The organism is Sutterella seckii, assembly GCF_009183815.1.
Classification (GTDB): domain Bacteria; phylum Pseudomonadota; class Gammaproteobacteria; order Burkholderiales; family Burkholderiaceae_F; genus Sutterella; species Sutterella seckii.
The window spans coordinates 1-18,950 of sequence record NZ_WEHX01000043.1; the positions used below are offsets into that span (position 1 = coordinate 1).

Annotated in this window: 10 protein-coding genes; all 10 read right to left on the reverse strand. The window is 54.1% G+C overall.

All coding sequences use genetic code 11. The features are described 5' to 3' along the window. Positions 1-91 precede the first annotated feature (91 nt). The 10 genes from GBM95_RS07185 to GBM95_RS07230 all read right to left on the reverse strand — a co-directional run bounded on the left by GBM95_RS07185 (position 92) and on the right by GBM95_RS07230 (position 18,438). The gene (locus GBM95_RS07185; protein WP_193222613.1) at positions 92-766 is read right to left on the reverse strand and encodes an ABC transporter permease; all 675 of its coding nucleotides are present in this window, start codon (positions 764-766) and stop codon (positions 92-94) included. Further along, positions 747-1,103 (reverse strand): DVU3141 family protein, encoded by a 357-nt coding sequence (locus tag GBM95_RS07190; protein WP_152158478.1) that lies wholly within the window; start codon positions 1,101-1,103, stop codon positions 747-749. Before GBM95_RS07190 ends, GBM95_RS07185 begins: the two co-directional genes overlap by 20 nt. Before the next feature lie 30 nt (positions 1,104-1,133). Further along, complete coding sequence (locus tag GBM95_RS07195) at positions 1,134-3,224, reverse strand: capsular polysaccharide biosynthesis protein (RefSeq protein ID WP_152158479.1); 2,091 nt, start codon at positions 3,222-3,224, stop codon at positions 1,134-1,136. 115 nt (positions 3,225-3,339) lie between these two features. Then, the gene (locus GBM95_RS07200) at positions 3,340-4,731 is read right to left on the reverse strand and encodes an aminotransferase class I/II-fold pyridoxal phosphate-dependent enzyme (protein WP_193222614.1); all 1,392 of its coding nucleotides are present in this window, start codon (positions 4,729-4,731) and stop codon (positions 3,340-3,342) included. Positions 4,732-4,788: 57 nt separating this feature from the next. After that, on the reverse strand, positions 4,789-12,351 hold the full coding sequence (locus tag GBM95_RS07205; RefSeq protein ID WP_193222615.1) for a type I polyketide synthase: 7,563 nt from the start codon (positions 12,349-12,351) through the stop codon (positions 4,789-4,791). A 289-nt stretch (positions 12,352-12,640) separates the two neighbouring features. Continuing rightward, positions 12,641-13,819: a porin gene (locus tag GBM95_RS07210; RefSeq protein ID WP_226963212.1), complete on the reverse strand. Its 1,179-nt coding sequence runs from the start codon at positions 13,817-13,819 to the stop codon at positions 12,641-12,643. Positions 13,820-14,063: 244 nt separating this feature from the next. After that, positions 14,064-15,614: an LTA synthase family protein gene (locus GBM95_RS07215; RefSeq protein WP_152158481.1), complete on the reverse strand. Its 1,551-nt coding sequence runs from the start codon at positions 15,612-15,614 to the stop codon at positions 14,064-14,066. 18 nt (positions 15,615-15,632) lie between these two features. Then, positions 15,633-16,469 carry an SDR family NAD(P)-dependent oxidoreductase gene (locus GBM95_RS07220; RefSeq protein WP_152158482.1) on the reverse strand — a complete coding sequence of 279 codons (837 nt, stop codon included), beginning with the start codon at positions 16,467-16,469 and terminating at the stop codon, positions 15,633-15,635. Then, a complete protein-coding gene (locus tag GBM95_RS07225) occupies positions 16,466-17,086 on the reverse strand; it encodes a GNAT family N-acetyltransferase (protein ID WP_152158483.1) in 621 nt (206 codons plus the stop codon). Before GBM95_RS07225 ends, GBM95_RS07220 begins: the two co-directional genes overlap by 4 nt. Before the next feature lie 59 nt (positions 17,087-17,145). Continuing rightward, the gene (locus GBM95_RS07230) at positions 17,146-18,438 is read right to left on the reverse strand and encodes a capsule biosynthesis protein (RefSeq protein WP_193222616.1); all 1,293 of its coding nucleotides are present in this window, start codon (positions 18,436-18,438) and stop codon (positions 17,146-17,148) included. Positions 18,439-18,950 lie beyond the last annotated feature (512 nt).

The window sequence follows — 18,950 nt, forward strand, 5'->3', positions numbered from 1 at the left end:
GCGCTACGACGTTGTCTTTGAACTCCTGCGAATATCGCATGTTTTGCCACTCCATGAAAGGTTGAAGGGGTGGCGAAAGTTAGTATGACATCTAATGTACCGGATTCCACAATAAGTAATCGGCTACTGACTGACTGAAAACCGAAATCGAAAAAAAGACACCGGAAACAAAAAAGAGGATGCGCAAAACCATCGGCACCACTTTTTCTATGGCAGGGACAAAGACTGCGAGCGAAGATAGAACCATGCCAAACCCCAATGACAGAAGCGGCACCAAAACTACCATCGTAAGCAACAACGGCAGACTCCCCAGCATAAATGGTTCACCCAGAACCAGTGTTCCGGCACAAATAATCAAAGCGGTGACCAAAACCTGGGTTGCTGTCGTCACCAGGGTTCTGGCAATCATGACATCCAGTTCTGTCACTTGAGGAAAAGTCAGCAAACCTTTATTCCCGCTTACCGCAGTCATGCAGCGACTGATGGTATTTGTAAAGATATTCCAAATACCAAAGCCAATTGCTAGGAACATGGCCATCCCCATGCCATGCGGGGCCTGCCCAGCGCCCATGAAATGTCGTACCCCCCAAAACACGCCAATACCAAAAGCGCTCTGGATTAATACCCAAAGATAACCAAGCCTGCTGTTGCCATTGATCGTATGGATTTCGCGCAACATCAGTGCTGAAATGACACGTGCCTCAACGATTACGCCACGACGCAAATCATTCCAGAACGTGGGAGCCTCAGTGCACCAATTCGACATAACGCCACTGCTGATCTTTATCGCGGCAAACGGCTGCATAATGACGATCGCTTTCAGTCGTAATGCTGAAGCGGTAACACTGTTCACCCAGACCATTTACATACTCGCGATCCTTTGAAATCTGTGCCGGTCCAAAAGGCGTAACTTCCTGAACTACGGCATTGCCTGACAACTGCTTAACGAGTGTTTGCGCAAATTGCTGGAGCTCTTCAGACTGTTGTTTATCTACAACAACTTGAGGTGCAGAGACCTCATGCTGCAACCCTCTGGGAGCCTGACACCCCGCCAACATGACTGCAGTAAAGGCAGTCATCGTAATAATAATTTTAGATTTCATTTCTAACCTTTGCTGTTAAAGACGAATCTGCTACTTTCGAGACAATACCCTGCGCACCACTTTTGCAATGCGGCAGACTTTGATCCACAAACCGACTTCAGGTTGTTCTTTTCTCAAAATGCGATAACAGACGTCCTCCGGACGGCAGACGCATGATGTCTTCCAATCCCAATATTTCGGATACAGTATCATAACACCCGCGATCAACTCCCTAAGGGTTAACGCGATACCCTTCCGTTTTTCCACTGAATAATCAGTTGTCAAGCCCCAACCGGCATAGAATGGCTTGCCATACGTTACAACCTTCTTGTGACGCAAAAGTGCTTCAAAACCTGACAGACTGGTCAACGTATGCACTTCATCGACATATGGCCAGAAATCATTCAGACTGCCCGATGTCACAATAAGGTTTGTACATGTCTTGACAGTCTCAGCTGTAATACTTCCTTCTCTATTGCCGGTCACCACATCAGGATGAGGCTTGAAGACAATGAACGCTTCCGGATTGGCTTTCCTTACAGCCTTCAGCAACTGCTCATTGGACTGAATAGCTCCACCGCCACGCTTAACCGAGGCATCCCCATCGACCTGTCCAGGAACCAAAAACACAGGTTTATTGCGAGGCAACTTCTGGAGTTTTTTAACAACTTCAGGATCTGACGGCGTGTTGTATTTGCTAAGCCCATTTTCTACGATCAGATTAAGAAGTTTGTCGCTTCTATCCAATAATCGTGGCAAGTCCGGATGCTGTTTAATTTCGGCCAAGATATGCGTCATACGAGAAGGTCTTGCCGGATCGTAATAAATACCGCAGTCATCCAAAGCCAAGGAAAAAGGATAGTGGTAATCCACACCCAAGCCTACGGAGCGCAGGAAGCCGTCTTCCATACGAATAAGCGGCACACCGAGCTTAGTACATTGTTCAACCACTTTATCCGTAGCCTTGCCCGCCCAGATAAGCACGGTTTTACCTTCCCGAGCCGCCTTTTGAAAGCCGACATTCAAATCACTTTCAAACTCGATGGTTCCCCCCGTAGACGAAGCAAATGCCTTGACATGCGGCCACTTCCAGCGACGAAAACCTACGGCAATGTAGTTTCGACGGTTTTCTTCATTGGCCAGACGCCTTGCAGCCATAATGTCAATGGCTTCAGTCAGAGAGATTCTGGTCCGGGTAACCGGATTCACATATCGGCAAAGCTTGATGTACGCCGCAGCGAATATTTGTTCACGGGACGGACGGCCTTTGCGACGTGCCGGCACATCACCGTGGTCAACAGTGAGTCCCCAACCGGCATAGAAAGGTACGCCGAACGTATGCACAACCTTGCCCATCAGCAGAGCCTCAAAGCCCATCTGCGATGTGGCTACATAAACTTCATCGAACGCGTCGAGAAAAGAAAGCGGCGCATAACTTTCCGAGATGACACAAACATTAGGCGGCAGAGTACCGAAACAGCTTAGCTTCTTCCCGCTCAAGACATCTGGATGCGTCTTAACCACCACGACTGCATTGGGTTCGGCCAATGCTACCGCCAACATAGTCTGAAAAGATTCCCGGCTAGCCTTGCCTAGAGCAATACTTGCATCGCCCTCAGTTTGATCGACTACCAAGATCAGCTTTTGTCCCGGCTTCACCCCGACCTTGTTGTAAAGCTTTACCTTATCTTCAGCAGTAAAGGACGGCGCATTGTTGTACTTGGATAGATCGTAGATCTTGAACCGTTCAATCGCCGAACGAGCTTCATTTTGGATATCCCACGTCCACCAGCCCGTATTGTTCAGCAGGTCTTCCAAATCGGAGGGTTCACACGCATCGTAATACACGCCGGTGCGATCTACTGACAGTGAAAGAGGCTGCTCACCTTCTACGCCAAGCTTGAGCGAGCGAAGAAACCCATCTTCCAATGCAAAGTATGGCAACGCATGTTTCTTGGCAAATGCACGCGCTTTCTCGGCTGTTTTCTTATGTCCCCAACCTATGACCAAATCACCGGACGATGCCTTCGGGATCTCCCATGCACTGTGAAACTTCAGCCCTCCGTACTTCCGGATTTCATCCTGTAGGAAAACCTCCAGATTCTGAATCTTAGAAATACCGGAAGAAAAGACATGGATCATGGCGTTTGGTTCTGCAGATGGTTAGTTCCGGAAAAGTCCAGTTGCGGCTAGAGCAACCTTCAATAAATGCCGACTGAAACGACGATCGTCTCAGCCGGCATGCGCAATTTGTTTGTTATTCAGTCTTACCGGACATTCGAGCTACGTCGTCACGCGCCTTGGGCAGTTCTTCGCAAACAATGTCGATGGCACGATGGACGTGTTCGACATCGTGCGCGGCCGAGAGGAAGAAACGAAGACGTGCTGCGCCCTCCTCCACCACCGGATAGATGATGGGCATGACATTGACCTTGCGAGCGAACATTCGCGATGCAAGCTTTCCCGCGAGAAGCGAACTGCCAAGCATAAGAGGCACAACTGCATAACCCTCAGCCGAGCCGGTATCAAGGCCCTTGCTCTTGGCATAGCGAACAAATTCATGGCTTACCGCCTGAAGCTTGGCAACGCGTTCAGGTTCGGCAAGCATGATCTTTACGGCACGTTCAGAAGCGGCAGCCAGAGCCGGCGACATGCCCACGCTGTAGACAAAGCCGGGAGACGTAAATTTAAGAAGTTCAACCACCTCGCGACAGCCTGCAATGTAGCCGCCACAGCCGCAGCAGGTCTTGGAAAGAGTGCCCATCCACAGATCCACTTCCTGCGGATCAATCCCGAAGTGCTCCGCGGTGCCGCGTCCGGTTTTGCCCAGAACGCCCAGCGAATGAGCCTCATCAAGCATGAGGAAGCATCCCCAGGCCTTCTTCAAACGAACGAGCTCGGGCAGATTCGCCACATTGCCGTCCATGGAGAAGACGCCCTCCGTCACGATAAGGGCGCGCTGGGCCTTGGGACGATGTTCGCGAAGAAGACGCTCCAAGGCCTCCATGTCGTTGTGCGGGAAACTGATGCGCTTTGCGCCGGACGTCTGGGCGCCCATGACGATGGAGTTGTGCGACAGAGAATCGTGGAAGATCACGTCCTGAGCGCCAAAGAGCTTGCCGATTGTGGAAACGTTCGTGGCATGACCGCTCACGTAGGCAATGCAGTCCTCGGCGTCATAAACGTCTGCGAGCGTTCGCTCAAGCTTTCGATGCGGCGGTCGTTCGCCGGACACGAGTCGAGATGCTGATGCACTCGTACCCCAGCGCTTCAAGGCATCCACCGCAGCCTCTTCCAAGGCCGGATGACCGTTCAGATCCAGATAGTCATACGTCGAGAAGTTGAGGAACGTTTCACCGTTGATCTTGGTTTCGGCCTTGGCAATGCCGTCGTGACACTGGAAGAAGGGATTGAGAATGCCGGCGCGCTCTGCGACGCTTCTCTCCATCTTGATCTGCTTGTAGGCGGGGAACTCATCAAAGCGGGTCATTTTGGGTTCTGCACGCCACTGCACGGCGTCAAGCGTACGACCACTCTGAGCCTGCATGGAGACACTTCCCGCACGCTTGAGGCGGGAGAGAAGCGCCGAGCGATCGCCGCCCGAAAGACCGAAAAGATTCTTTCCCTGATTGTTGTCACCTTCTGCCATTTGCAAATCTTCTTTCTTCCAATTTCATGCAATATCGAGCGTCAATTACGCCTTGTCTCAACCTGCGACATCCTTCAGAACTTCGTTCTTCATGTCGCCCGACAGTTTGACGCCGTGCTGGCTGGCAAGAGTATCGAGTACCTGTTCTTCCTCGCTGGACTTGTTGAGCATCTGCCAGAAACGCTCGGCCATGGTCTGGATCGTAGCGCCGCCCGACAAGGAAACAGCCGGGATCTTGAGGCCGATGCGTTCTTCGAGCGCCACAGCCAATTCAACCACCATCAGCGAGTCCATGCCGATGTCGGAAATGGGCTGATGAACATTGAGCTCCTTCACGCTGATGCCCATGAGCTTGGCCACTTCCTGCGCGATGAGATCGGCGAGCGTTGCCACAGCTTCTTCCGTAGACTTGCCCGACAGAAGCTCAGCCATGGACACTGACTGAACGGCACTGTGTCCCATGCGCTTCCAGATCCCCTCAAAGCGGGCTTCACGCACCACAGGGAGCTTCTGAACGCGAGACCAGTCAATGGCGAAGAAATGCGACGACGGTTCGCGAGCAGAAATGACGGTTTCCATTGCATTGAGAACGTCATCGGACGCCAAAGCGGGCGTACCCAGCGTGTTTTCAAGGAGGCGGCGAGCCTGCGGATTAGCGAGCAGCATGCCGACGTCGCCAACAGGACCCCAACCGATCACATAGGCCTGCATGCCCTTGATGCGGAGTTTGTCAGCAAGGGCTTCAAGCGCCATGTTGGCCGCCACATAGTTGGCCTGGCCGGGATTGCCCAGAAGCACGGTGGCGGACGAGAACATCACAAAGAATTCTGGCTTCAGGCCGCGAAGCGTCAGATAGTCGGCCAGACGTTCGGCTCCCGTCACCTTCGGACGCCACACCTTGTCGCACGACTCGTTCGTGAGGTTAGAAAAGGCAGCGTCAGCCAGGACGCCCGCAGCGTGAACAACACCGCACACCGGCGGAAGATCCGCCAGAACATCATCCATAGCCTTGAGATAGGCTGCGGTTTCGCCTGTCGTAATGTCAAGGGCCGGCGTCTTAACCGTGACGCCCATGTCTTCCAGACGCTTCACAAAAGCCTTGGCCTCGTCCGTAGCGGCACCGGAGCGCGAAAGAAGAACCAGCGCCTTTGCACCGCGATTGATCATGCGTTCGGCCACACGGCGGCCGAGGCTACCCAGGCCACCCGTGATGACAACCGTGCCGTCTACCGCCACATTGCCGCCAGCCGCAACATGAGACGCCTCTGCATTGTCTTCGTACGTCACGACAAGCTTGCCGATGTGGAGCGACTGCTGCATCATCTGGAAGGCTTCCTGGACGCGATCATGTGCGAAGAGCGTCATGGGAAGCGGACGGAAATCACTGCTCTCGAAGTGCTTGAGCACTTCGACAAAGAGCTCGCCGGCAAGCTTCGGACAGTCGACCAGCATTTGGTCGACGTCAATGCCGAAGTAGGAAAGATTGCGGCGGAACGGACGCAGGAACATCGGCGAGTCGGCGTAGAAGTCGCGCTTGCCGAGTTCGAGGAATCGACCGAAGGGCGCTAGCAAACCAAGAGACTTTTCCGCAGCCGCGCCTGCCAAGGAGTTCAGCACCAAATCTACGCCGCGGCCGTTCGTATCGCGACGAATTTCGTCAGCAAATGCGAGAGAGCGCGAGTTGTAGATGTGCTTCACGCCCAAGCGACGCAGGAGAGCACGCTTCGTTTCCGAACCGGCCGTTGCATACACTTCGAGGCCGAGAAGATTGGCAATCTGAATGGCAGCCAAACCAGCACCGCCGGCGGCGCCGTGAATCAGGATCGATTCGCCGTGACGTGCCCGGCCAAGATAAGAAATCGCGTACCAAGAGGTGAAGAAGACGACCGGGACCGAGGCCGCTTCGGCAAAAGTCAGTCCAACAGGCATCTTGGCCACAGCTTCGGACTTCGTCGTAATGACGGTGCCGAAACATGCCGGAGCAAAGCCCACAACGGCATCACCGGGTACAACGTGCGTCACATTGGCGCCAACCGCCGTCACGACACCGGAAGCTTCCAAGCCCATGGTAGGACCGGAGAAGCCGTTCTCGAGTGCTTCTTCAGGCAGAAGCCCCATCGCCCACATGACGTCGCGGAAATTGAGACCGGTCGCCTTGACGGAGATGCGAACCTCATCAGCCCCGAGCTCTGCATCGTCGGCAACAGGCACGTCCTTCCAATACAAGTTGTCGAGCCTGCCCGGCATGTCAAATGCCAGAACCTTGGCCGTACGTTCGGCAGAAGCACCTGAGACGCACATTTCCTGCGGCATTCTCTGAGACACGAAGCGGCGATAGCGCACGCCATCGGCAATCAGGCCTTCAACATCATCGGGCTTCACATTGAGAAGCATGTCCGCTGCGCGTGCAAGCGTCGCTTCCTTCATATCCTGAAGACTCAGCGTACCGGCGCAGACAGCCTGGCATTCGTTGGCGAAAACGCGGGTCATGCCAACGAGCGCCGCTCCCTTGATCGAAGAGGCTTCGTTGAATTCGGGCAAAGCCGCGGTCAGCGAAACCAACTCTACGCCTTCTGCAAGAGCACCCTTGGCGGCCGCAGCCTGCAAGCCCTGCATCAAGGCAAAGGTGTCATGCGGGAAGGCAGCACCCTCCTGCACGCGAAGTTCGTCATCAAGATCCAGGAGCGAAACAACACGCTCACTCTGAGCAAGCTTTTCAGTCAAACTGGTCCAGTAATCCGCATCGCGGGCACGTTCATCGGTAACCACCGTCACGATGAACGGAATCTCGGTGGAATCATCCTTGTGCAGACGAGCGGCAACAGCCGTTTCAAGTGCATTGACCATCATCGCCGCTGCGCTGTCCGCTTCATAATGCTTGGCAACAACATGAACCGGAATCGCAGCATGTTCTTCTGCCTTTTGAACTGCAGCGGTAGTCTTGACGCCGGCGATCAGCATGCGCGGGGCAAGCGCAAGAGCATCCTCGTCGACACGGCCGGCCTTGAAGCCCGCACGCTCGAGAGCCTCGAGCCAGGCATCGGCAGAGGCCAAGCGACAGACGCCGCCGGTCTCGCCATTGAGCCACCAATTTTCGTCGGCACCTTCGAGTAGGTTGATGCTCGCGTGAGGCATCGTTTCAACAAGCGCCACGACACCATTCGTCAGAAGAGAATCGGAGACGCTCTTAAGAACAGCAGGCACATTTTCATTGAATGCCAAACCATCGGGCAGGAGAGCCACGTCATATGACGCGAACTTGTCTGCTCGGAGCCAGGCGTCGAGCGTCATGACATCAACGCCGACTTCATTTTCGAACACGGACTTCACGCGATCCGCTGCAACTTCGTTACCGATCACGAACGTGCACTGAGCAGCTTCGCAGAGGCTTGCACGGAGTTCCGTATAGAAGCTGCCACCGGTTTCGCCGACCACGAGCACGCGCAGACGCGCCTTGGGTTCGCGAACCTTGGCCAGACCGTCAAGACCTTCCATCCAGCGACGGAGCGCAGACGTCAGAAGCGCACGCTGAGGCATGTGCGAGAAAAGCGTCTTGAGCGCACCCTTGCGTTCCGGCAGAAGATCGTCAAGCTTAACCGTCCCGGTCAGGAGATCCGGAATACGGCGACCGACGGTATCGAGCACAGTCAAAAGCGGCCAGCGCGTCGGTTCGGACGAAAGCAAGGTGCGATAGATCACATCGGACGTCGGGCAATCGGTCGTGCCCGGCACCATGATCATGCCATCGTTGTTCTGAGCCAGACCGTTTGAGACGAGCAGATCCGTCATGAAGGCGCGCCAATTGTCGAGCGTCTCCAATGCGAAACCTTCGGAGAAGAGGAATTCTTCCGGAAGCCACGTGTCATATTCACGAACGGCTTCACGGACATAGGCCAGCACGAGCCAATGGAGCAGCTCTTCGGTTTCAGCCGCCTTGTCGGCCGACCATTCGTAGCTACGTGCGGCTTCAACCACCATGCCGGAGAGCGTCTTAACATCATCATCGCCGGCAAGGGCCTTGCGATCAGAGGGACACTTGAACCAATGTTCGGCATAGAAGGCCGGGTCGATATGCTTCGACTTGTGATGCACGCGCAGGAACCGAACGTCCTCAAAGCGTGCAAGCGGCTCGCCATCGGCATTGCGAAGAAGAATCTGAGTCTTGGCGGAACGCTCCGTGACCTGAATGAGATGAATTTCAGCCCAGGCCGGGGTGCCCTGAGACCAAACCACCGTACGGCCGAACCAGCTCGGCAGATAGGACGACTTGGCATCATTGAATTGATGGCGAAGACGTTCGGCGAGGACAAAGAAGAGACCCTGAAGCGCGCCGTCAACCAAGGCGGGCGAAAGAATCATGCCGCGGTCTGCAGCGCCGTCGCGAGAGGCAAGCTCAACGAGAACGTCGGAAGCGATGCCGTCTTCACCGGCAAAAGTCCAGGCGGACTGAATGGGCTTGAAGGCACCCTTGTACGTAAGGCCGATCTCAGCCAGCGCCTCATAGAATGCTTCTACATCGCAAGCACAACCTTCCTTTTCAACACGAGCCGTCAACGGCTCGTCCTGGGGCTTGGCTGCGTCGGACGCGATGCAGCGTCCCGCCAGATGCAGGAGCGGCTCTTCAGCCGAAAGCTGATCGCGCGAGGTGAGCGTAAGCAAGCCGGCAGGAGACACGCGAGTCTGAACAATCTTTGCGGATTCTTCGGACAAGGCCATCGGACGAAGAATGGCCATATTGTCGAGCTCGACGGTCTGAACGTTCTTCATCGAAAGTCGCGCGGACTCGATAGCCATTTCCAAATAGCCTGCGGCCGGGAAGAGAACCGTTTCATCGATTTCATGACCGGCAAGCCACGGCGTGAGCTGCAGATCAACCGTCTGCTCCCACAAATGTTCGGCATGCGGTACCGGATAACCGAGAAGAGGATGCACGGGCCTGTTGTCAAAGAGCTTCCACGATTCCGTCGTAGAAGTTGCCCAAACTGTTTTCTTGTTCCAGGGATAGCGCGGAAGCGTGCGGTCACGCACAGCTTCGGGCCAGGCATCGGTCGAAATCGCCAGTGCCATTACGTCTGCAAATTGACGACGCACACCGGCCCAGTCGCCGGAACGATGCATCAGGCGACCGATCTTGACATCGGCCTGATGCTTTTGCGCCGTCGCGCGAATGTAGCCGCCAAGAATGGCGTGCGGACCTACTTCAATGAATCGCGTGAAGCCTTCGGCAAGCAGGTTATCAATGGCCGCTTCAAAGCGCACCGGCATGCGCACATTGCGCCACCAGTAGTCGGCCTTGAGCATTTCACCGGACGTCACTTCGCCGGTGACGCTCGAAACAAAGCGAATGGCTTCGGTAGCGACAGGCTGAAGGTCGGCAAGCGTTGCAAGCACTTCGCTTTCCAACGGCTGCATACGGGAGCTGTGGAAGGCATATGCAAGCGGCAGACGCTTGAAGAGACCGCCCGCTTCCTTGACGAGAGGCTTCAGAGCATCGATCTCATCGGCATCGCCCGAAAGGGTAAAGTTGTCAGGTGCATTCCAACCGGCAATTTCAACACCGTGCTTGTCGGCGAGAAGCTCCATGAGTTTCTCCTGAGAACATTTGGCAGCGGCCATCGTGCCGGAGCCATGCATCTTGCCCTGCAGAGCGGAACGCTCGTAAATCACCTTGGCCGCATCGGCAAGAGAAAGTGCTCCGGAAGCCCAAGCGGCCGCCACTTCGCCCACGCTGTGGCCGGTAACGGCTTCGGCTTCGACGCCCTTCTCACGAAGAAGAACGGTGAGGCCAACCTGAATGGCAAAAAGAAGCGGCTGAGCCACTTCCGTTTTGTCGAGCGCCCAAGCGTCGGCAGACTGCGTCATGTAGTCGCGAATGGACCAACCGGAAAGCGGGCTGAAGGCCTCGTCAATCTCATCAATGACTTCACCGAAGCGAAGAGAATTAGCAAGAAGCTCCGCCCCCATGCCGGCCCACTGACTTCCGTTACCGGAATAGACGAATGCAGTCTTTCCCTGGCGAGGATTGGAAATATGTTCGACCGCAGCCGGAAGATCGTCGCGAAGAGAGCCATGCTCGGCAAAGTAAGCCAAGGATGCCAGCGCTTCTTCGAGCGTGGATGCATTGACCAGAAGAATGTACGGAAGGCGTTCGCGCTGATGAGCGCTCGCACAAGCCGTGTGATTAAAGAACGCGGCATCCTTGCCCTGAAGACGATCGCAATAAATGCGCGACAAAGCCTGCAGGCTTTCCATGCTTCGAGCGGAAATCATGAGAGGCAGAATGGCCCCGTCAGCAAACTCGGGCTCAGCATCCACAATGGCCGGCTTTTCTTCAAGCAGGACATGCGCATTGGTGCCGCCGAAGCCAAACGAATTCACGCAGACGAGTACGCCCTTTCCGCCCTCAGCCTTCGGGAGCGGTTCGTTTTGAGTCGGGACGCGAATGCCCAAGCCCTTGAAGTCGATCTTGGGATTGGGATTCTTCAGCTGAATATTGGCCGGGATCTCACGATGTTCGAAAACGTTGAGCACCTTGGCCAGACCGGCCATGCCGGACCCCGTCTCCAAATGGCCGAGGTTGCCCTTCACAGAACCGACGGGAAGCGGTGCTTCGCCGGGATTGTGATGACCGAGAACTTCTCCGATGCTCTTCGTTTCAATCGGGTCGCCCGCTGCAGTACCCGTGCCATGGGCTTCGACGTAGGCAATACGAGAGCGATCGATGCGCTCATCTTCATAGATCGATTCCAGCAGAGCCTTCTGCGCCGCACCATTCGGGAGTGCAATACCGCTCGTGCGGCCGTCGGAATTGACGCCAGTCGCACGAATGACGGCATGAATGGCGTCATGATCACGAATGGCAGCTTCCAGAGGCTTGATGAGGATGACCGCACCGCCTTCGGAACGGACATAGCCGTTGCCGGACTCGTCGAAGACCTTGCATCGACCGTCCGCAGACAGCATGTGCGCCTTGGAAAAGCCCACGAACGACAAGGGCGAGAGCAGAACATTGACGCCGCCCACCAGAGCCATCGGAAGATTTTCAGCCTCCATGGCGCGGCAGGCTTCATGAAGCGCGACAAGACTCGACGAGCAGGCCGTATCGATGGTCATGCTCGGCCCATGCAGATCGAAGAAATACGAAAGTCGATTGGCAATGATCGAAAGCGACGTGCCAGTCATAGCGTACGGACCGGTCATGCTCGGATCGTCGGCATGAATGATGCCCATGTCGGTCGAAGCTGCGCCGACATAAACGGCCGTCTTACTGCCTGCGGCTTCCGAGGGAGCAATGCCCGCATCTTCAAAGGCCTCCCAGGCCATTTCGAGCATCATGCGCTGCTGAGGATCAAGCGCCTCGGCCTCCTTCGGGCTCATGCCGAAAAAGGCGGCGTCAAACTTCTTGACGTCGCCGACAATACCGGCACTGACGGAACAGGTTCTGCCGTATGCCTTGCGATCAGGATGCCAGTACCGGGCAAGATCAAAGCGCTCGCCGGGCACGGACGTCACAACATCCATACCGCCGGACAGCACATTCCACAAACCTTCAAGCGAGGTTACGCCGCCCGGGAAACGGCAGCCGATGCCAACAATCGCAAAACCCTTTTCGTAAACCATACCCATTCCTTTCAGCATTTCAGAATCCATACGCAGGCAACACAACCAAGACATCACGATGCACGATGTCCAGCATGCAGATTTTATATGTTTGGGTTTGTCGTTTGCTTTCGAGCAACAAGTCCAAGCACACTCCAAGAGAGAAAAATGAAGATTCTGATTTGGAATATATAGAAAAAGAAACCCTCTGCGAACAATGTTACAGAGGGTTTCTTCAGAAATCAGATGATGATGTTAATCATCCTGATTGTTCCTCATGCGTTTTTTCAAAACTCAGTGAGGGACACAATTAGAAACGGTGCGTCAGACCGGTGTAGGCCTGAGCGAGGAATTTCTTGTAATCGCTACCGTTGTTATTCCAATTGTCAACCGTGGACTGAGCAACACCACCGCCGACATAAACAGCGGTACGCTTGCTGAGCGGGTAGACATAACGAGCGGCACCGCCGATGTAGGCAACGTCGACATCCTTCACATCGCCTACATCATAGTAGTCCTTGATCTTGGCATCGACGTAGTAAACACCAGCCGTGAGGGTACCAGCCATGACCGGAACCTGAGTACCGACATGGAAACCATAACCCTTCAGACCCTTAGCATGTTCGGGATGAACACCAGTGGTTTCGAATTCATCGTTGATGTCAAAACCAGCGGCGGCGCTAGCACCTTCAAAGTACTGAGCCATGGCAAAGGTCTTGGCAAAGCCGCAGTCGAAGTTACCGCCGAGGTAGAACGTCTGAGCATCCTTGCGAACAGCGATACGATCAGCGGCAGCGCGATTCGTGTATTCGTAGGCACCAACCACATTCAAGGCACCGAATTCACCCGTCGCAGCAGCAGCGAAGACCTGATTGTTCAGGGAAGACTTGTTGCCTTCCTGACCCTTCTGGTTGAAGGAGTACTGGAACGTACCCTGAACACCAGCAAACTTCGGGGTCTGGTAGGTAACCATGTTATCGGCACGGCTGGAGGTCACGAAGCCGAGGACACCGTTGTCGCCGCCGTCAAAAGCGTCGCCAAACAGATAAACGAGGTCGTACGTACCAGCGCCGGAACCAACAGCGCCCATACGACCCATGGTCAGCGTACCGAAGTCGGAGTAGACGGAGAGGGAAGCTTCACGGTCGAAGAGCGTCTTCTCGGTCTTGAACGAGCCGTCGTCAGCCTTGAAACCGTTTTCGAGCGTGAAGCCAACCTTCAGGCCATTGCCGAGTTCTTCAACACCCTTGATGCCAAAGCGGTTGCTAGCATTGAGACCCTGTTCGAGAGCGAACTTGTGAACTTCATCATCGGTGCTGACCTTGCCGTCAGCAATATCGGTGTACTTGTACTGAAGGCCAGTGTCGACAACACCGTACATCGTAACCTGAGAAGCCATGGTGGCACCGGCAAAAGCGCCGAGAACGGCAACAGCAGCGAGAGATTTCTTAAACATAATTTTTCCCTGTTTTAAAATCATTCCCGACATGAATGAGCCGGGTCAATATCAAAGGAACGATACGCTTAGAGTACGGTCATCACAGCGAGCTTAAGTATTCCGCGATCCCCGTACTCCTTCGTGCATCTTATCAAAGAGGCTCTGAAATATATATGAATTCACCCATCATCCCACAAACAGCGTTGCCACCTGACAACACTCAGACATCAACTGCTCTTTCCACGTCAAAAATCATAGGGTTATCACTTGTATCATCGGTACTCATCTTTGCCAGTCATTTCTCATCGAACCACAAGCCACCCAACATCTCCGGCTTCAATCCTGTCTCCTCTGCGGCATTCTGGTTCTTCGTCGATTCCAATTCATCCAGAACCGTGTAATCCCACATGACCCAAGCCGTATCCGATGGTATTTCGTGAGTCGATTTTCGAAGAACCTCTAGTCCCGGCAAATGATCGCCGTATATGAGAACAGACAATAGTTCGCCCTCTTCCTGAGCCTTGACGATTTTGGCCACCCCTTCGTCCAAATGTCCCAGATGAACTTCATAACGCTCGACTTCTGTCATGGAAGCAGCTCCGTCAAACTTCGAAGCATCCCACGGGCCATGCGCCTCCATGGTTATGATGAACAAAAAGGTCGGTACCTCAGATTCATGCAGATAGTCGACAGCCCATTGGAGAAGAGCGGAATCACTGACATAATGTCCGCACAGAGCATCCTTGGCCCCCATCTCAGGCCAACGATTCTTTAAATCGGTCAAATCGATAAACTCGTCAAAGCCAAGATTTTTCATCACCTTGTCGCGATCGAAGAATCGAGCATCGTTGGGATGACAGACAACCGTTCTGTAGCCCTTCGCTTTCATCTTCCATGCGAGGCTGTCCATCGGGATCATTGTCGCAAGGCGGTAGGGATCGAACCCATAAGTTTCTAATTCTCTTGGCGCCAGCCCTGTCAAAACGGCAAATTCGGATCTCATCGTGTACGCACCGCGCCAGTCAAGACTCAGCCTGCCGCTTTTCCCCACGGACATCAGACGATCAATCATCGGTGTTTGACTCTGCCTCTCAAGCAAACGATGAAGAGGCACAAAGGATTCCGCCTGAATCAACAAGCGATGTTCTGTCGGGTTGCCGGAATTCGATTCCGTGGATCCGTCACTGTGCTTCCGAAAACGAAGGCGAAGCCGATAGCGGCATTGCCCGTGATGAAGAACATGCAAAAGAGCCGCGCCAAGCGGAGTGTATCTTCCGGCATCAACCTGCGCATCAAAGCTCACGGGATGCCGACCGAGAAAGCGAATAATTCCAACCGAAGGCCTCCTTAAAAGGAGTGCAATCAAGCCGTAAATCAAAAGTATCGCGAGTACTCCGCTCATGCGCTCCCCGAGCGTGTACACGTCGATCGGCTTTTCGAGCGTTAAGCACCACCCTAATCCCGCACAACCTATGATCAGCAGCGGCCAAACCCATTTTGGGGCATATCCAAAATAAAGTCGCGGATATCGAAGCGCGTGTCCGGCGAGAAAGATGTCCGAAAAAACAAGCACCTCACTCAGAATGGCAACCTTCAGTCGATTTCCCGCCCAAAGAAGAAGAATCAGCGCCAGTCCGATTGCAATCGTCGTTAGGAATCTGTCCGTCAACAGCAGGATCAAGGGGAAAATGCTCAACACCAGTCCTGCGCAGAGAACATCCCCTATCCACAGGCCCTTGCCAAAACTGTTCAAAGAGGACGTTCTCGGCGTGGCTTCACGGTTTGCCACAATCAAGCAACCGCTTAAAGCGATCAAGACCAAGGCATAGGATATGGAACTTTGCATCTTTGCTTGCTCAGGATGTCACCGGCGGCTTGTCTTGCTTTCGTGATCCGGTTGAACCGTAAAGAAAAAGCCCTTCAAGAAGAGCGGCTGCAGCCATTCTGGCAATAGATTCAGGAGTGATATGCCTACGGCCAGAATCTTCGGGAAGGCGTACTCAGACTTGCCCGCCTCAATGGCGCGCTTCATTTCTCGCGCCCCCTCATCCGCAGTCATCAGCCACGGCTTCGCACCCTGATAACGCCTGCTCATGTCGGATTCGATAAAACCGGGAAACAGAACCGTTACGCCGATGTTCTTGCCTAACGTCAGTCGACGCAATGCCTCGGCATACACACGAAGCGTTGCCTTGGACGCAGAATAGCCGGGCGACCCGGGCAGCCCGGTCAATGCGGCAAGCGATGCCACCAAGGCAACCTGCACATGCTCCCTAGCCACGCCTCCGAGACATGACTTCATCAGCTCTCGCACAAATTCATTGCACGCAAGCACATTGCTGACCGCATTCACGGAAAGCTCACGCTCCAAGTCCTTCATGGCTTCGGGCAGATAGTACGCAGCAGCACCATCACGACCGAGCACAGGTTCCACTGAAGCAGAAACACCGGCTGCCAGAATCACGCGCGTTGCGTTCAAACTTACGGCCTTTTGGCACCAGCGAACGACGGCTTCAGTATCGCGCATGTCAAAGGCGTCAATCTCAACCGTCGCCCCCATCCTTTCCAACAGGCGCTTCTGATCAGTCAATACATCCAAACGCCGACCGGCCAGCAGCAGACGTGAGCCCTCACCCGCATAGACGCGGGCAAGTGCTTGTCCGATTCCACCGGTTGCTCCGGCGATGGCTACCGTCTTCACTGCTCATTCCTTGCGTCGTCGGACAGCTGCTTGACCCACAATTCCCCGGCCTTCGGATGACGATCCTTCAGTGCCGAAGCCGTCGGGATTTCTCCCTTAAGGGCGAAGTTCTGATGTTCATAAAAACGACGGGCTCGTTCGTTGTCCGCCCAACAATGAAGCGCAAGACTGCTGCACCCCACTCCACGAGCCATGTCTTCAGCAAGCTTGATCAACAGCTGTGCCAGCCCCTGACCACGAAATGCCTCGTTCACCCAGAGTGTATTGATCCAATATGCATTTTCGGCCTTGGCCTCCAGCAACGGACGCATTTCGTTGACCTTTCCATCTCCCAAAAAGCCCGACATAATGTCGGAAACCTTCTGAAGCTTGGAGTCATAGGCAAAAAGCAGGCCGGCCAGTTCGCCGCCGACATTGACCAGTAGGATGTTTTTAAGATCGAGATTTCCGCTTCCTCTGGCAAGGATCATCTCCAGGATGGATTGAGGCTTCATTCCGGGAAAGACGCCTCCCAAAAGATGATCAATCACCCCTTCCGAAACTTCGGTAATGATCCTGGCAACCGTAGAAACATCATCAGGCGTTGCAATGCGAAAATCGATGTTTGCTGCGACCATGAAAACTATATTCCCTTCTCTCAAGAATTCGACAATTGCAGTTCGTGTCTTGTTTTAACTTAGATGCCGAACTTGCGATATTTGGAAAAGTCATCACGCGAGCGCATGACCATCTGACGATGCTTCGGCTGGAGGTGTACATGAGAATCCTCAAATCTGCGCACCGAATCCGCAACAGCCAGACTGATGCCCTGAGCTGAGTAGAAATTACCGTGAACAAGAGCCTGCGCATTCAAGATGCGCTTGAAAGCGCGATAGAGCGGCTGATTGGGAGCCTTTGGCGCACGCCAGAATACATCGAGCGGCGTCGTCGGAAGGCTTTGCGTCAATCCCTCAATGTTGTAGATGGATCTGCCCATGCAGTAGACGGGCTTGTCCTGATCCAACGCCATGAGACCGACCGTGCTGTTGATCAGCACGACGCCGCGGCTCCCGGCAATCATATCGGGCGTCGATCCGTCTTCCACATATGTCACGCGATCGGAAATGCCAAGTTCTTCCGCAAACCCCTTGATGAACTCGCCGTAATTGATCAGCCCGTTGTCAAGCGGATGATTCTTGATCAACAGCCTCGTCTTGGGATGAGCATGAAGGACAAATGAAGCCAAGACATCGGCAATTGCCTCCTGCACGCGCACATAGGGCGAATAAAGCTGCACCTGGCTGTCTGAAACCAGCTGCAGCGGATAGAAAAAGTACGGATCGTCAGACTTCTGAAAGTGTGCCCACCGCTCCATCGAGCGCTTTTGACGCGACTTTCTCTTCAAATAGCGCGGAAGAATGCCCCGCAGTTCAAAGAAGATGTTGGTCGGACGATGGGTGCGATAGTTGTGAAACTTCGGCCAAAAACAGACATTGCCCACATGATGAAGAATGGCTTTGACAACCTTGTCGTGAATGTCGTTTTCAATCTTGATGGCCTCGGGATCGGGCAGTCCAACCGCCATTTCGCGAATGTCCTGCGGATTGACCGGCAGCGACGATCTGCCGTTGACTCCGTTTTCCTCAAGAGTCGAGAAGCCTGCACGCAGGTAGCCTTCTTCAAACACCCATACGCGAATGCCGCGGGCATACGCAAGACGTACGGCCTCCCAGTGCCGCGGACGCCAGTCACCATAGAGACAGATGTCGGTTACGCCCTCTTCCCGATAATAGCGGCCGATCCATTCCGGCCACTCATAAAGCGTACCCGTGTAATTGAGCGCCTTTCGGTTCAATCCCCACAGCATCAGATCGCCGCCGCAGAAATTTACCTTGTCGACACGAGCCCCTTCCTTCACCAGGGCTTCAGACAAATGCCTGAAAAAGTGACTTTGAGGTCCCTGAAGAAGTAAAAAGTAGCGCCCCGACAAGGGAGCTTTCGAGGACTCTTGAGAAGAATTTGACATATCGGGAATAAACGCCGGCAGCCTTGCCGAAAGCAGACAACTGCAGGGATTCGCACTCAATACCGAATGGTTTGAAGCTTTGCAATATACAAGTTGTCGTAACAAAGCGAGAAATTTTGGCTCTTCGGGGATATCTGTGGGTAACGGACGTCCCCGTTTTTGCAGGATCCCTTAGCCTTGATAATATTTCATCCGGCCTCGGAGCTCCAATCTCCGAGGCTCAATTGATAATCGATCTCATCTAGTCGCCATAAATCCGCGCAGCGGGTACAACACCCCCTTACCCCGAAACTCATAACGCGCTCGGGTGATTAAGCACCGTTCCCATCGGTAAGAGCGTCGGCCTCAACCCCGCAGTGTTGACGACGCTCTTTAAAAATCTGGATATCGAATTGAATTGAGGCATCCACTTTCAAGATGCCATGAGAAAGACGCCGATTTCGTCTTGCTGAATAAGCACTGTTGAAGTGCGCTCC